Source organism: Flavilitoribacter nigricans DSM 23189 = NBRC 102662 (genome assembly GCF_002646595.1).
Lineage (GTDB): Bacteria > Bacteroidota > Bacteroidia > Chitinophagales > Saprospiraceae > Flavilitoribacter > Flavilitoribacter nigricans.
Genome location: NZ_PDUD01000073.1, coordinates 12,311 through 28,726 on the forward strand (window position 1 = coordinate 12,311; position 16,416 = coordinate 28,726).

Below are 16,416 nucleotides of genomic sequence, written 5' to 3' on the forward strand. Positions count from 1 at the left end.
CCAGCTTTTGAATTATGTTTGACCGATTTCCGTACTACAAGCAGTTGGACGCGATGGACTGCGGGCCCACCAGCCTGCGCATGGTGGCGGCCCATCATGGCCGGCATTTTTCCCTGCAGTATCTGCGTGAACACAGCTACATTGACCGCGAAGGGGTCAGTATGCGGGGTATTGTGGAAGCAGCGGATCACATCGGGCTGCAAAGTCTGGCGGTTGCGCTGCCCTTTGCAAGCCCCGGCGACGATCAGCCCGGACTGGTAGATGCTCCCCTACCCTGCATTGTGCACTGGCAGCAGAAGCACTTTGTAGTGGTTTACAAGATAAAAGGATCACACGTCTGGGTGGCGGATCCGGCGCTGGGAAAGATCAAAATGAGTGTGGCTGATTTTAAAGCCGGCTATATTCAAAACGACGGTAAGGGAGTCGCGCTGCTACTCGAACCATCCCCCGCTTTTTACGATCAGGAAGGGGAAGCGTCGAATGAAATGGGCATTCGCTATCTCTTCCGGTACCTGCGCCCGTACCGGCAACTGATCGGTCAGTTGGGGCTGGCCCTCATCCTGGGAAGCGTGTTTCAGCTAATCTTTCCGTTCCTGACCAAATCCATTGTGGATATTGGGATTGATAACCAGGATATTCACTTCATTTATCTGGTGCTCTTCGCCCAATTGATGCTGTTTGCCGGACAGATCACCGTGAGCGTGGTACAAAACTGGATCCTCCTGCATATCGGCACCCGCGTGAACATTTCCCTGATCTCCGATTTCCTCTATAAACTGATGCGACTGCCCATCGGATTTTTTGATGCGAAAATGACCGGGGATCTGCTCCAGCGCATCGGCGATCACCGCCGGATCGAACAATTCCTGACTACCTCTACCCTGAATATTCTTTTTGGAGCTTTCAACCTGATCGTTTTCGGTTTTGTGCTGGCCTTGTTCCACCTGCCGATCTTTTTCATATTTCTGATCTCTTCCGTGCTCTACATCGGCTGGATCATGATCTTTCTGCGCCAGCGGGCGGTCGTCGACCACCGGCGTTTTCAGCAGCTCTCCGAAAACCAGAGTAATCTTATTGAGCTGATCCAGGGCATGCAGGAGATCAAATTACAGCGAAGTGAACGTCGGCACCGCTGGCAGTGGATGCACATTCAGGCCAAATTGTTCCGCGCCAACGTCCGGGCGCTCGCAATCACTCAAAAACAGGATGTAGGCACCCAGTTTATCGGTCAGCTAAAGGATATCATTATCACTTTTATGGCGGCCTACGCGGTTATCCAGGGTAAAATGACCCTCGGTACCATGCTGGCCGTACAGTATATCATCGGCCAGCTAAACGGCCCGCTGCAGCAACTGGCCGGATTTGCCCGCACCGCCCAGGATGCCAAGATCAGTCTGGAGCGTCTGGGGGAGATCCACCTGAAAGAGGACGAAGAAGACCTAGCGCCGGCCCATTCGGAAATACTACCGGAAGACGGCGACATCCATATCGAATCCCTCGACTTTCACTACAATAAACTTACCGGCCCGGTACTGGAAGATATCAATCTGACCATCCCCAGCGGAAAAGTGACCGCCATCGTCGGCACCAGCGGCAGCGGCAAAACTACCCTGATCAAACTCATCCTGGGTTTTTATCCGCCCACATCGGGTAAGATCAAGGTAGGCGGCATGCACCTCAGCAATATCAGCAAGGACCTCTGGCGGAGAAATTGCGGTGCAGTCATGCAGGACGGGTATATTTTTTCCGAATCCATCGCCCGTAATGTGGCGGAAAGTGAAGACCAGATCGACAAACGAAAATTGCTACGGGCGGTCCGGACCGCCAATATTCAGGAATTTGTTGAGTCCCTGCCGCTGGGCTACAATACCCGCGTGGGCAGTAAAGGAAACGGGCTCAGTCAGGGCCAACGCCAGCGCCTGCTCATCGCCCGGGCTGTTTACAAAGATCCGCCGTATCTCTTCTTCGATGAAGCCACTAACGCTCTGGACGCCGAGAACGAAAAGACGATCATGGAAAACCTCGAACAGTTTTTCAGCGGCCGTACGGTCGTAGTGGTCGCCCACCGTCTGAGTACCGTCAAAAATGCCGACCAGATCGTCGTGCTGGAAAAAGGCCGGTTGGTGGAACAGGGAACCCACTCCGAACTGGTAGACCAGCGGGGAAAATATTATCAACTGGTGAAAAATCAACTGGAACTGGGGAACTAGGAAAAATAACCCCTCATGACGTAAGTTCAATTTATTGCCAATGCCAAACCTCATCACTGAACCCGAAAAGATCCGCCTCCAGGAAGAAGGTGAAGTCCAGGCCATTCTCGGCCGTCCGCCCGGATGGCTGACCCGCTGGGGCATTACTTTCGTACTCGTGGGTGTCACGCTGTTGCTGATCCTTGGCATGGTACTCCGCTACCCCGACATCGTAGAAGCCCCGGCTGTGATCCTCAGCGCGGATCCCCCCATTCGCATTACCGCAAAATCCGATGTACGGGTCGATCACCTCTGGGTGGACGACCGGGATCTGGTCGACTCCGGTCAGTTACTGCTCAGCTTCCAGAGTCCCGCCGAATTGCCGGCCATTCAGACCCTACGAACGGAAGTGGAACGGCTCATCCCCGCCATCCGGGACCGATCGATCCGGGAGATCAGATTGCCCCAGGGACTCCAACTGGCCAGTCTGCAGGGACCTTACTCCGCCCTGAGCGAGCTGTTGGACGCCCAGCAATTCTTGCTTATCCGGGATGATACCCAGCGTAGAATTGAAGTACTGCAACGACAACTGACTCAGATCAACCGCCTGAACGAGGTAACCGATACGGTCATCGATACCTTGAAGCAGGAAGTGACCATTGCTAAAAACAACCAGGAGACTTATCTGCAGCTGTACCAAAAGGGAGCGGCCAGTCAGCAGGAATACGAGGAAGCCAAAAATAATTACCTGCGCTACCAGCGCGAGCTGCAAGGCAAAGAATCGGATTACGCCCGCAACGAGCTGGAAGCGCAGATCCGGCAAAACCAGATCATCACCCTATCCCAGGATCAGAACAACGAGATCAAAAAGGGCTGGCGCCAGTTGGCCGAATCCGCCCAGGAAATGCGCGCGTCCCTGGAGGAGTGGGAAGCCACCAATCTGGTAAAGGCCCCGATCGGAGGAGAGGTGATCTTCGCCGATGTATGGAGTGACTTCCAGTCCGTCCGGAACGGGCAGGTTATTCTGACCATTGATCCGGGTCCCGGTGATCACGACCTGACCGTCAGAGCAAAGTTGCCGGTTGCTAAATCCGGAAAAGTTCGTCCGGGACAGGAAGCGCTGTTGCGCCTCCAGGCTTATCCCTATAAGGAGTTTGGTGTCCTGGAAGGACAGGTCTCGGAGATCGCGCCCCTGCCCAATCCGGGTGAATCACCGTTCTATCACCTGCAGATTGAACTGAACTCCGACAGTCTGATCACTACCAGTGAAAAGCCCATCCCCTTTACCCAGGAGATGCAGGCTACCGCCCGCATCATTACGGACGATCGTTCTTTCCTGGGTCGGGTAATGGATGATCTGACGAGTATATTTCAGAAGAACTGATCTCACTATACTATCCAGATCAGCGCAACAGATCTGCCTCCAGCGGTACGGCCTGATCGCTCAATTCCCATTTGCATTCCAGCACGCCTCCATTTGACTGGCTGTCCGGCTTAACCCGGCCGACCAGGACCGGATAGATGAAGTGTTCCTTTTCACATCCCAGGCGGTTCAATTCCACTAGCGCAGATCGCAGGTCCACTACCGGATGCTGCCGGTGAAATTGTATTCCGGTTATTTCCTCGCCGACCTCATCATCATTACTGAATTTCAGCGGATTGATCATCATCCGTTCACAGGTATGAAATGGAGAGAAGTATTTCTCATCCCGGGTGAAATTCTGGTAACCGATACCCAGTTTAAATTTCAGCCGCTGGAAGGAGCCTTCTTCGTCCTGAATAGATTCTTTTTCACCCTTCAAATTCAGTTCTTTCCGTTTTTCCGAAGGATTTCGAAACTGATCATTGATCTCCAGACAAATGGTCTTACGGGTTGGAAAATCTTCCGGAAGGTCCAGAAAAACCATGATCTCCTCGGATTGCATCTGCTCGATCTGCCTGGTGATGAGCATTTTTCGCAGTAGGTAGGATGGTAGAAAAATAACCAGTGGGATCATCAAAATGAGCGTAGCCAGCAAGCTGGAAGCCATCCACTCCAGTACGTCTATGATATTCCGGATGCTCAGGGTGTCCGAAATTAACCACTTGAACAGGATCGTTAAACCGATCAGCGATAAGGCGACACCAATTGTGAACAGGGTTGGCTTCAACAGGAAACTCTTGAATTGACCCGTCAACAGGCGTCTCATGCGGGCCAGTACCAGCCGCACCGTATCTTTTTTCAGGTCCTTAGCGTAGGATTTGGTATTGAATTCCTGGTAGACCTTTTCAATGCGTTGCACCAGTTGATCACAGGCAGGTTCACTCTCGTCGTGCCGTATAAAGGGTCCGGGAGGCCGTTTTCGCATATCGTTCGCACGGGCAAAAGTCTGGACCATATGCTGGTGCTTTATTCGAAAATCATCCCGCCGCAGAGCCTGCACACTACAGTAGCGCCCGTACAGGAAAGCTGCTTCCCGGGAATTGACCGAGCAGAATCCGGCAAATGCGGCCAGCTCAGCTCCGGGCAGGAAGATCGTTTTCACCCTTACCGGTTCTTTGTTGGATTCTTGCAGATAGGCGACCGGCGTTACGGCGGCCCGCAGAGCATTTTCGTTTTTACCGAAAGTGTCCAGCGCAACATCGGCCAGCATCTTAAGAATGACTTTGATGACCTCCTGTTTGTCGGTGGAAGAACCATTCCCGGATTCCGCAAGTAAAACTTTTTGCAGGCGGGCTACATCCTGCTCCTGCCCATTTTCGTCCTCGATAAATTCATACAGAGCCTCTGATAATTTTTTGGGACAACCTTTCAGATTCGGCGAGCAATCGTTTAGGTATCGCTCCAGGAACACTTTAATATTCCGGGTGCCGGGCGGAATGTGACTCCGTTTCAGCTCCTGTCTTACCTTTTGCAGGATACTGGTGATCAGGTCCCCGATCAGTTCGATACGTTCCTCGATATTGAAATGCACATCATCGATGTATTTGTCCAGGGCCTTTTTGACCCGCAGGTTTTCAATATAATTTTGAGACTTGTTCTCTTCCTTGATGGATCCCTGATCCTGCAGGGTAGTGATGAGTGTGCCGACCAGGTTCTTCGCACGGGCGAAATCGGAAATCGAACTCATATTTTTTAAATACCCGTCTCCCGAACCGTTGGCAATAAACTCTTCAAAAGAAAAGATCCGGGATTCCCGCTGCTGACTGGGCGTGACGTAGGGATCGACAAAGATCACCAGCCGGTCTTCCTGTTCGGACTGCCCTTCATTTACGTCCAGGTAATGCGCCAGGCGGAAGGCCTCGCGGATGGGTTCATTGTTAAACGTTCCACCGTCCACATAAGCGTATTTGTCGGTGGACCCGGGCTTTTCTTCTTCCGAACTGGTTTCCTGCTTAGTTAATTCAGACGCAGGCTCCTCCGGCTTATCCCGGTTGGAGTCGCGCCTCGGAAATTCTGCACAATTTCTTTCCAGCACCGTCGGTTCGAAGGCTACCGGAAAAGCGCCACAGGCCACCACGGAAGCGGAGAACATTGCCCAGGACGGTCTATCGAACAGATTAAAACGGCGATAGGCAATACCGGTCTTTTCATCGTTGCCGTCCAGTTCCTGCTTTGTTCCTCCCACCAATAACCAGTTATCTTCCGAGGCCCGGCCCAGTGGTTCATCTTTCAGGTCGAACTCAATGATCCGCAGTTCCTTGTGGTCATAGGAAGAAGTTGCTTTCAGGTATTCGGTATACAGGGGCACCTCCGCCGGGTCATTGCTCTCCGAAAGGGTCCGCGCCAATAGATTGGTCAGAGAGCAGGCAAAAAGCACCCTATCGGCCAGGATCTGCTTGTGTTTCAGCTCGATATCCTTGCAATTGTCGATCAGGTATTTTTTGGCCAGGTCGATCTGTAGTTCGTTTTTCAGGATGCCGAAATTGCGGGATGGATGCTCCCCGCCGTTATTGGTTCCTTCGAATAATTTGACGATATCCACCTCATCTACCCAGATCCTCTTTTGCAGATGCTGGGCCACTTCGGCGGCCAGCAGCGCTTCCTGCTTTTCGGGGCTCAGTTTTTTAAATTTATACTCCCGGCGCAGGCCATCCATCAGCTCTTTCCCGTTGAGCTTCAACTGCTTCATTACCGATCGGTAGTCCAGCAGCGAACGCATCAGGATGGCCAGAGAAATGGCCCCGGCACTGGCTCCACTAAAGGAGTCCACAACGATGCGATCGTACGGTTCTCCGGTTTTATCCCGGCCGTACAGAATGAATAGTTTCAGGATTTCCGTGAGGGCCGCACCGGAAAAAGTACCGAGCGAAACGCCGCCGCCCATTGCGAAACTAAGTTTTAGGGTCTTTCCCATGATTGGTCAGTTTTATTGTTTGCAAGAATTCGAGCCGTTTGGGTCGTTTTCTATCAGGCTGCTAGTGATCTAATTATTGAGTGCATTTTCCAGGAACTGGCGGAATTCGTCGTCCGTTCCGTTGAGCAGTCGTTGCCGGATCAAGCCGTCATCATCCTTGCTTTTCAGCAAATTCAACAGATGCTCATAATGGGCTTTGTACTGTTGCTTTTGCGGATATTGTTCTTCATTTTCCCGGAGGATCTGTTGCAGTAATTCCCGCTGTTCATTGCTCGGTGCGCGATTCAGTTGCTCCTGCAAATAAGCGATCGTCCGGTCGTAAGCATCCTGGCTGGGAATGGCGTCGATGGCCTTGGTCAGGTTGATCAGCAGTTTTTCCTGCTTCTTAGCCAGAGACCTTTTGCGGAACCAGAGGAATCCGAAAAACAGCGTCAAGGCTACCAGAATGATCCCGATGGCCAGACCGATACGCATGACCGTTTTACTGATCCCCTGGGCGGTCCGGTCTACTTTGACGGTGGTATCGTCCACCACTGCCCTGACTTTTCCGATAAGGCTATCCAGCTTTTCACTTTCCGCCAACGCTTCGATACTATTAAGAACCAGATGTTCTACCGCCATAGCAGTGACCGGCCCAAGCAGGGAATCCCGCAGACCGTATATCCGGTTGAGACTTTCCTCGTTTAGTGCTCGCGGAACCAGTCCGGTCAGGATGCCATTCACCCGGTATTCCAGATTCCGGGTCAGTTGGTCTACTTCCCGCTGCACCTGGGTTAAGTTGGTGCTGTCCTGCAGAAAATACCGGATACGCAACAGGCTTTCATCCACAACTCCGGAAACGGCCGACTGCAAAGTGTCCTGTAAATTTTTCAGGCTGATGGAGTCGAGTTCCCGGCCGAAGGTTCTGGTGGCGCCTCCGACCAGGCGGTTCACGAGGGAATCCAGCCGGGTCGTATCGATACCGGCCAGCAATCCGGCTCCGGCCTTACGGGTAATCGAATCTACCCTCGCATCCAGCCTATCCAGATGCGGATCGAGCTTGAGGAAACCACAGGCCGTACTCATGGCGCCCACCAGTGCTACGGTGATCAGAAGCAGCCAACGGCGTTTTTTCAATCGCATCATACTCCGGTCTTTTGTAGCCGGGCCGCTTTCCTTTTAGCCTTTTTGCTACCGAGTCCCATCTTGATGATGAAGTCGTTCAGAAAGGTCTTTTTCGGGTCCAGTCTATCGCGAATGGCCATCCAGGTACCCACCCTGGCAAATTGCTCCCGGATAAAATCATTCCGCAGGTAAAGCTGCAGATTGTGCTTCCCCCAGTGGGGAATGCCTCCCATGTCGATCATCAGGTCCTGATAGCGTTCCAGGATCTCCAGATCTCCGATCGTGCCGAAAAGCAGCGGTATATCCACGTAGACTGTGGCCCGATCGTAGGCGGAAGACAGATAAGCCCGGGAAGGTGCAACAAAACGAACGGACACGTAAGAGGATTGATACAGTCCATTCTCGTCCTTATTCTTCTTCGTTTGATCAATGATGGCGTTGATCACCTCGATGACTTTCTCACCGGTGGCCTCGAAGGCAAATTCCGCACTGATCCCGTGCCGCAGTACGGCGGTTCCGGCCTGGTACAACACCTTATAGCTGGGGCCGTAGTAGCAGGTATCCTTGGTGGACCACAAGCCAAGTTGAATGGTCTTCGCCACTGCATTCGGACTATTCCGGAACCGGCGGACAGAACCTTCGATGAGGAACTCCAGATTGCTGAATATCTGGAAGATCAGATTTTTCCTGAGGGCAAATAAGCGCCGGGGCTTCTCGTCCGGTCCGACAATGTCCTGCTCTACGACCGCACAGCGATTTCCCTTGCTCACTTTGTAGGGATTGATCCGGAAAGCCATGAAGTCTTTTTGCTTGAGTTGCCGCATGAAACTTCCGTTGCGTAGTTCCTGCTCGAGCTCCGACCAGGGTTTGAGATAGCGCCGCTCCAGCATTTTGTACTGCGGCTTCACTTCGAGCGTCATTTCGTAGATGATGCCCATGCCGCCGAAGCTCAGGATCGTACTGTAGAAAGTATCGTCGTCCTGGATGAGCTCGATCGGGTTCGTGCTACCGTGCTGATCGGGATCGGTGATTCCGTCGGTGGGTTCGATCTGGAAAAAGCGACCGCCCGTACCGACCAGTTTCAGAGAGCGCACCATATCCGGCATCGTTGGCTTTCCGATACCGGTGCCGTGGGTGCCCGTCATGATCGCCCCCGAAAGGGTCTGCACATCGATGACGCCCATATTGATCAGGGCCAGGCCCATCCGGTCCAGAGTCCGGTTCAGGCGACGGATAACGATACCGGCCTGCGCGGAGACCAGCGGCATCTCCCGGAATTTCGTTCGAAGGGTTTCCTTGTGGGGGCGGGAGACCCCGGCCATGCGTTTCATAGAAAGGAGAAAATCCTTGCCTTTTGCCGCTTCGGAAAAGGAATGGCCGGAGCCAACCGCCCGTACCCGTAGTTCGCGCCTTTCGGCTTCTCTGACGATTTCGGCGATCTGCTCTTTCGTACGGGGGTAAAAAAATCGTAAGGGGGAGACCTTGACATTACCGGTACAATTGTACCAGGTATACCGATCCCGGGAAATATTTTTCAAATTCGTTTTCATAACTGGGGTATTTATTGGGGTTTTGAACTAAAATCTGAATCTTACCTGTAGCTCCGGATGTTTGTAAATGGCCAGCCATTCCGTCGTCAGCCCACCGATGGTATGCACCAGTATGGCCGGTAGCAGGCTACCACTGGCCAGCGTGACGTAGGCCATGATCAGGCCGTAGGGAATGGACAGGCTCGAGTTGCGATTATTTTTGAAGTAATGGGTCATCGCATACAGGCCGGTGCTCACCAGTATGGCGGCAAACTCGTTCCGGGTAGCCATGAGTACGGATTGCAGGATCAGGCCCCGGAACAAAAATTCCAGGGCTACCAGATAGAGGATCCAGTACAGGGCACTCAAAAAAATGCGGTACGGCGTCCAGAGCGTTACGCGGATCTCCGGATACTCGATCAGGTTGCTGCTCCTGCCGGCGCTTAGGAAGCTAAACAGCAAGGCCAGCGGAACCAGGATCAGGATCCAGAAGGTAACCGATCCGTTCCAGGCGAAACTGATCTGGAGATCTTCCAGACGCACTTCTCCGAGTACCTTCCATTTGAAGATGAGCAAAACGGGTAGTAATCCGTAAATGAGGAAACCGGCAAGCCTTCGCCGCAGGATGCGGTTGAAATAAGCCGGGTTGATATCATACTGGATCTGGAATCTTTTGGGTAGACGCAGGGAAGGCGATAGCGTATACCAGAAAATAAATCCTAAAGTCGCAATGAGCAGCGACAGAAACAAATAGGCAGTTGTTTCCATTGGGGTCTAGTTTTATGAATAATAATAGTGCAATTCCAATAAATGAAATTGCGTTTTTCGGCATGATCTTTAATGAATAACTGGGTAATTCATGCCTTTTATAACTGGTTTCGTACTCTAAATATACATAAAAATTCAGTTTTTCTCCAATTCGTTCCCGCGAGATTGATTTTCAAAGAAATTTTTCATGCCGCAAAGTTCGGCGCTGACCGACCGGAGTTGCTCCGTCCGCCCGGTATCGTACGGGGAACTGGAAAAGCTGACCGCCTGGCACCGGTCAATACACGAAAATTCTGTTTTCATCAGGGGAGGGGATTTTAGTCAATTCAAATGAGCTAAAAAGAACGATAGATCAATCTACGATTGGAGAGACTATTAGCGTGTCAAATTTAACACTAAAAACAAGCCTTATTTCCATAATATATTTTGAAGATTATTCGTATTACAAATTTTTATACTTGTAAAAGTACTTGGATTTGAATATATTGCAATAACTATTTGCAGCTGACCCCAAACAATTACATTCCAAAAGCTGCCCAAAAAATTTTTTTTAACCCCAATTACCCAGTTATACCATGCCATCACCTACCTACTATTTCAAGTTCGAATAATACTGAAAAAATCCAGAGTGATCTGCAGGAGCAGTCCATAGGTACCGGTTTGCCATAGCGGTACTTATTGGCCTTGCAGGTGCTTTGGGCATTTGTCATACGCATTTCCGGGTGACCGGGAACTGCGACCTAAGATCTTTTTTCAAACCCCATTATTTAATCCAAAAACCAGTATTATGGCGAACGAAAAAAAATTGCGCCGGGACGATTTTGTCAAGAAAGTCCGGCCAAACCCCAGTTCCCCCGAAGCGGTCCAGTTGCTCCAGGGTTACATCGGTGATTCTCCCGTCGAAGGCCATTTCCGTATTTATTTTGACGAGCACCTCAATAACTTTATTGAAGTGCCTACGGAGGCCATCCTCGAATGTCTCCCGGTGGAAAAATCCGAAAATCCGTTAGGCGGCAGCCGGGTCTGGCTCAAAAAGTCAACCGTAGTAACCTTCGGAGATCCCGCGATGACCAACCGACCGCGATCTTCTTTCCTACAGGGTGACCTGCTCACGGCCTACGCCAATTCCGGATTTACCTTCGGTGCTGGCGGCGGTGCCGGCATTGGATTAGGGGGGAATGATCTGGTGCACACCGGTCACTCCGCCTTCAACACGGCCTGCATTACTAACAATCCGCCCTGCCCAACATTTGATTTTACCTGTCACAGTTGTATCGGCACCTGTTTTAGAACCTGTGACGGGCCATCTTGCCTCTTCACCTGTAACCCGACATGCCCGGTCACTTGCGGACCAATTATCTGCAACATCGCCGCCAGGTCCATCAACCCTGACACGATCTGTACCTGTGCTTTCGTCGATCGTCTGGTCCCGGTTTCCCGGGCCTGTAACGTTCCCGGAAATGTCGCACCCGGTACCTTCCAGGGCCAGGCTGCCGGAGCCAGGTATTCCGGAGCATTTGATCCTTACCGAACCGGTAATTTCGGTTATTGATTTAGAGCCTATCTAGCAACCGTTTTTGCTGTCGAAAATGACCAGATCTGGGTGCTCACGAAGTCATTTTCGAGTTTCGTAGCAGCGCTACGGAAGGAGAAAATGACAAAATGAGGTTCCATAGATGGTTATTTTAAGACCAAAGGATGGTTTTCGGATAGACTCTTAACCCCGGAGAAAGTGGAGGCTGCGGCCTTCACTTTCTTTAAAAGCAAAATATAAATGATCCTTACTTTCGAAAACATCGCTCATTACCTGCTGGAGAAGGGCCTGATCTCACTGGATTCGATCATTGCGGGCGAATTCAGTGTCCGGGACAATTCCAGTCGCAATACCAATTTTGTGGTCAATCAGGAATTTCAGCCCGCCTATCTGATCAAGCAGGTAAAAGCCAAAGACCGGGAAAAAACCTATACCATGCGCATCGAGGCCACCTGTTACTGGCTGGCCAATAACGATGAGCAATACCGGGTATTGAAGGGTTTTCTACCGGCCTATTTTGAGTACGATTACCTCAATCACATCCTCATTCTGGAATTATTATCTGATACCCAGAGTTTGTACAGCTACCATTATCAGGCCAAAAAATTTCCGGAAGCGATCGGCCGCCAGCTGGCGGAATTACTGGCGTCCTATCATACTTACCAGCAAGGGGAGATCCAGCAAAGTCCGAGTTATCAGCTTTTCAACAAGCAGCAACCTTGGATCTTTTCACTGCCCGCCAAAAAAATGGAGGACTGGAAAAACAGCCATATGGGAACGGTGGAAAAACAGATCCTGCAACTGATTTACGAGAACAGCGAATTTCTCGATCTTCTGCAACCGGTAACGGCGGAATGGGAAGAGAAAAGCCTCATCCACGGAGACGTCAAGTTCCCTAATTTCCTGATCAATAATAGTTACGAGAACGATGAGCAGCCGGATATCCGGCTCATTGATTGGGAGCTGGCCGATATCGGTGATCCTCTGTGGGATGTGGCGGCTATTTTTCAAAACTACCTTTCCCTCTGGGTGTCCAGCGAGCTGGAGCAACAGGCTCCTGCCCAGTCCCGGAAACCGATCTTCCGGATCGAGCAACTGCAGCCCTCCATCGAAGCTTTCTGGGAACGGTATACCGCCTGTCTGGGCTGGGACGAACCACAGGCCAGAGAGCATTTGCTTAAGGCTGTCCGCTTCACTGCCCTCAAACTGATGCATACCTGTTTTGAGGCTTCTCCCTATTCCCAGCAACTGCAGCCATACAGCGCCAAAATGCTGCAGCTCAGTCTCAATTTACTCAAATACCCGGACGATGCGATCCGGAATTTATTAGGCATCACTAAACCCATTATACATGCAAGCCGATACAGTACTATCTGACCTCAAAAAAATTGTCCAGGCAATCGATATCGACACCGAAGGAAAGATCAGCTACCAGGGGGATCTTCAGCCGGAATTAAATGCTCCGGATGCCACGGTGGAAGCGAAACTCACCTACCAACTCGGGGACCTGATCTACTTCCGCGCCTACGCCGGATGGAATAGAGCCCGGAACGGCAAGATGCTAAAGCAGGTGGAACCGGACCATAGATTTACCGGGCGATTGCGCAGCGCCAACTCCACCCGGGAGCGCTTTGACCACGGCTGGCGCGTACAGGAGATCGAGCGGGACGGTGGAATCCTGATCCGAAAAGGAGCCAGTAAACGCTATACCTATCCGGGGGATTTCCTGCGGGAGGGCAACAATATGGGAGCTCTGCAGACGGGAGAATCCATCCGGCTCCTGAACCGCCACGAACTGCTGGAAGAACGCACGAACGGATTCTTTTACATTTTCGGCGATACTGTTCTGGATCTCAACATCGAAAGTAATGTACGCCTGTACTTTAACCTACGGGCGGAAAGTGCCCACCAGCTCATCGCTTACCTTTCCGAAAACCTCAACCACTGGCAGGTTCCCTTCCAGTTCAAGTGCCTGCAACACCCGCATATGTACGATAGGCGGGATGCGGGCGTCCTGTATTTCGGGAAACAATATTTCTCCATCGTGATGGAGGTGATTGCCGCCGGCTGGTCCACCCTGAAAAACTACCTGAAAGAAGAGGTGCCCCTCTTTACCCGAAAACTGACCGGCGGTATCAGTTTTGCCGAAAGCCCGGTCGATACCTCGGAAAGTTTTGGTACCAGCCGCTGCAAGATCATCGCTCAGGGTATCGTAGCGGCCTGGAAGCAGGAGCAGTCAAAAGAAAGCTGGCTTAATTACATCCTTCGCCATATCGAGGATAACTACCTCCGGCTGGAAGCGATGTACCTGAACCCGCATTCCGTTTATCCCTATTCTTTTCCTAACTTTTAAATCCAAGACCGTGCAGGAAGCATATCTCAATACCGCAATCCGGCTGGGCAATCGCATTTGCCGGGATGCCATCCGGCATCAGGATAAGTGCAACTGGATCGCAGCCACTACCGAAACCAACTACAAATCGAGGTCCGAACCCTACTACCGGGCGCTGAAGGGCGACTGGTACAGCGGTACTTCGGGGATCGCCTATTTTTTAGCTCAGCTCTATTGTGTGAGCCGGGAACCCCTCCATCGAAAAATCGCGGAAGAGGCCATGCGGCAGGCGCTGGACGATGTCGAAAATATCCGCCACGGTAAACTGGGTTTTTACACCGGCTATACCGGCATCGCCTACGCGGCCATCCGGCTGGGTGAGCAGCTGGAGTCGGAAGAATTTATCGACCGGGGCCTGGATCTACTGAACCGAATGCACCGGATGGACGAATCTGATTATAACCTGGATATGATCGACGGTTGTGCCGGAGCAATCCCGGCGCTTATCAAGCTGGCCCGCAATTATCCGTCCGATCCGCTGGAACAACTGCTCGACCGGATGGGAAGCTATCTGCTCAACCGGGCCGTTGACGAGCCCCACGGATGTTCCTGGAAAACCCTGGAAAAAGGCACGAAAGCCAATCTGACCGGTTTTGCCCACGGTACATCGGGGATTGCCCTCGCCCTGCTGGAACTGGGACATTTCCAGAAAAACGAGGCCTATATCGAAGCCGCACTGGCGGGTTTTGCGTACGAAGAAAGCCATTTCAGCGAAGCAGAGCAGAACTGGCCCGACTTCCGGGATATGTCCATGTACCTACCCGGAGAGGAAGAAAAAACCTACTACGGCAATGCCTGGTGTCACGGTGCTCCCGGCATCGGTCTGGCCCGCCTGCGGGCCTACGAACTGACGGGAAAAGAGATACTGAAAACCTACGCCCAACGAGCCGTTAATACCACCATCGATCATTTTGATCTGACCTCTCTTGGCAATTATTCTCTCTGTCACGGTCTGTTCGGCAATGCCGAAACCCTCCTGTATGCTTCCGAGACCCTACAGGACAAAACGTACCGGGAACTCGTGGAATCCGCCGGTTACGAAATGATCGAACAGGTGGAGCGCAAGGGTACACCACCGGCAAACGGGACCCAGACGGAATACTTTACGCCGGACATGATGCTGGGCCTGGCGGGCATCGGCTACTTTTATCTGCGGCTGTACGATGCCGGGCAATTTGAATCGGTCCTGATGCTGACCTGATCCGGAAAAAATAAGCCGGCAATCTTTCCCGTGGCACGCTCCGGTGCCGATGGCCTGATCCATTCCCAGATCCAGCCATCGGTGGCCAGGAGAGAGGAGACAGGAGTCAGGATGTGCGCGCCTGAAATAGGTTGACAAAAAAACGAGTGTACATGCACTCAAAAAACCTTAAATTCAGGCACATGAAAAAGTCAAAGAAAACTCGATCTTACCTTCGGGAACGACGCTACTTCAGCGAAGATTTTCGTCGATCCCGCGTGAAAGAATATGATGAAGGTCAGACAAGTGTCAGCGAAATTTGTCGGGTATATGGCGTCACCAAATCGGCGGTCTATAAATGGATTAAGAAATATTCGCCTCACTACCAAAAAAGCATTACCAAGGTAGTTGAGGAAAAAAGCGAGACGCAAAAACGCCTGGCTTTAGAACAAAAAGTCAAAGAATTAGAACAATTTATTGGCCGTCAGCAGGTTCAGCTCAGTTATTATGAGAAGTTGTTAGCCACGGCTGAACAACGATATAATATTGAGCTGGAAAAAAACTCCGACTGGAAGTCCTCGAATGGTTTTTCACACACCGATCCCAACACCAAATGAGTATGCAATCACTCTACCAAGTTGTGGGGATCAGCCGTCAGGGCTTCCATCAACATCGTCGCCGCCTTCAGTGGCAAGAACAGCAAGTGGATCCCATTATTGAACGGGTGAAGCATTATCGGCAATTCCATCCCCGAATGGGAGCCAGGCCCATCTATCAACTGATGAGTGCCCATAAAAGTGATCAACAATTGATCGAGCATTTGGGGAGGGATAAGTTTGAATCGATCTTGATTACCAACGGTTTAGGTATAGAACCAATCCGTATTTTTCATATTACCACTTACAGTGGAGCCTTCAGGTTCCCTAATTTAACCGAAGGGCTGGAAATTAACGATATCAACCGAGTCTGGATTAGTGATCTGACCTATTACCGACTCTTGGACGGATGGGCCTATCTCACTTTCATTCTAGATCTCTATTCCCGGCGTTGCCTGGGATATGCGCTATCTCAAACCCTGGAAACCGAGCAAACCACCATGAAAGCTTTGAAAATGGCTCTAAAAACCAGAGGAAAGCATAATTTTGATCAGCAACTGATCTTTCACTCAGATGGTGGTGGCCAATATTATGATAAAGGCTTCCTGAAACTACTTCGTCAATACCAAATCGTCTCCTCAATGGCTGAGTGTGTTTACGAAAATCCGCATGTGGAGCGATTTCACAGTACCGCAAAAAATCAATATCTCATCCCCTGGGGTGTCAACTCGGTTTGTCAACTCGAAAAACGGATGCCACAGTTCATTAAATTGTATAACCAGATGAA

Annotated in this window: 12 protein-coding genes; 8 read left to right on the forward strand and 4 right to left on the reverse strand. The window is 51.3% G+C overall.

The window, feature by feature from the left end; translation table 11 throughout:
• Nucleotides 1-14: 14 nt before the first annotated feature.
• Together CRP01_RS40235 and CRP01_RS40240 are read left to right on the forward strand one after the other, a co-directional pair.
• A complete protein-coding gene (locus tag CRP01_RS40235; RefSeq protein WP_099155773.1) occupies nucleotides 15-2,210 on the forward strand; it encodes a peptidase domain-containing ABC transporter in 2,196 nt (731 codons plus the stop codon).
• A gap of 40 nt (nucleotides 2,211-2,250) precedes the next feature.
• Nucleotides 2,251-3,573 carry an HlyD family secretion protein gene (locus CRP01_RS40240; protein ID WP_099155774.1) on the forward strand — a complete coding sequence of 441 codons (1,323 nt, stop codon included), beginning with the start codon at nucleotides 2,251-2,253 and terminating at the stop codon, nucleotides 3,571-3,573.
• Between the two features lie 19 nt (nucleotides 3,574-3,592).
• Here the strand turns inward: CRP01_RS40240 and CRP01_RS40245 are convergent, their stop codons facing one another.
• The 4 genes from CRP01_RS40245 to CRP01_RS40260 all read right to left on the reverse strand — a co-directional run bounded on the left by CRP01_RS40245 (nucleotide 3,593) and on the right by CRP01_RS40260 (nucleotide 9,927).
• On the reverse strand, nucleotides 3,593-6,526 hold the full coding sequence (locus CRP01_RS40245) for a patatin-like phospholipase family protein (protein WP_143473750.1): 2,934 nt from the start codon (nucleotides 6,524-6,526) through the stop codon (nucleotides 3,593-3,595).
• A 69-nt stretch (nucleotides 6,527-6,595) separates the two neighbouring features.
• Nucleotides 6,596-7,651 carry a hypothetical protein gene (locus tag CRP01_RS40250; RefSeq protein ID WP_099155776.1) on the reverse strand — a complete coding sequence of 352 codons (1,056 nt, stop codon included), beginning with the start codon at nucleotides 7,649-7,651 and terminating at the stop codon, nucleotides 6,596-6,598.
• On the reverse strand, nucleotides 7,648-9,180 hold the full coding sequence (locus CRP01_RS40255; RefSeq protein WP_099155777.1) for an FAD-binding protein: 1,533 nt from the start codon (nucleotides 9,178-9,180) through the stop codon (nucleotides 7,648-7,650). Before CRP01_RS40255 ends, CRP01_RS40250 begins: the two co-directional genes overlap by 4 nt.
• A 27-nt stretch (nucleotides 9,181-9,207) precedes the next feature.
• On the reverse strand, nucleotides 9,208-9,927 hold the full coding sequence (locus tag CRP01_RS40260; protein ID WP_099155778.1) for a CPBP family intramembrane glutamic endopeptidase: 720 nt from the start codon (nucleotides 9,925-9,927) through the stop codon (nucleotides 9,208-9,210).
• A 787-nt stretch (nucleotides 9,928-10,714) separates the two neighbouring features.
• Between CRP01_RS40260 and CRP01_RS40265 the strand changes: the two genes are divergently transcribed.
• From CRP01_RS40265 to CRP01_RS40295, 6 genes are all read left to right on the forward strand, one after another.
• Nucleotides 10,715-11,479 (forward strand): hypothetical protein, encoded by a 765-nt coding sequence (locus CRP01_RS40265; RefSeq protein WP_099155779.1) that lies wholly within the window; start codon nucleotides 10,715-10,717, stop codon nucleotides 11,477-11,479.
• Between the two features lie 222 nt (nucleotides 11,480-11,701).
• A complete protein-coding gene (locus CRP01_RS40270) occupies nucleotides 11,702-12,838 on the forward strand; it encodes a phosphotransferase family protein (protein ID WP_099155780.1) in 1,137 nt (378 codons plus the stop codon).
• Complete coding sequence (locus tag CRP01_RS40275; protein WP_099155781.1) at nucleotides 12,813-13,814, forward strand: T3SS effector HopA1 family protein; 1,002 nt, start codon at nucleotides 12,813-12,815, stop codon at nucleotides 13,812-13,814. Before CRP01_RS40270 ends, CRP01_RS40275 begins: the two co-directional genes overlap by 26 nt.
• 10 nt (nucleotides 13,815-13,824) lie before the next feature.
• Nucleotides 13,825-15,054, forward strand: a complete 1,230-nt coding sequence (locus CRP01_RS40280; RefSeq protein ID WP_170110746.1) for a lanthionine synthetase LanC family protein — start codon at nucleotides 13,825-13,827, stop codon at nucleotides 15,052-15,054.
• A gap of 182 nt (nucleotides 15,055-15,236) precedes the next feature.
• Entirely contained in the window at nucleotides 15,237-15,650 is a 414-nt protein-coding gene (locus CRP01_RS40285; protein ID WP_170110435.1) for a transposase, read from the forward strand.
• 2 nt (nucleotides 15,651-15,652) lie between these two features.
• On the forward strand, nucleotides 15,653-16,416 hold a 764-nt coding region (locus CRP01_RS40295; RefSeq protein WP_170110747.1), incomplete at its 3' end, for a DDE-type integrase/transposase/recombinase.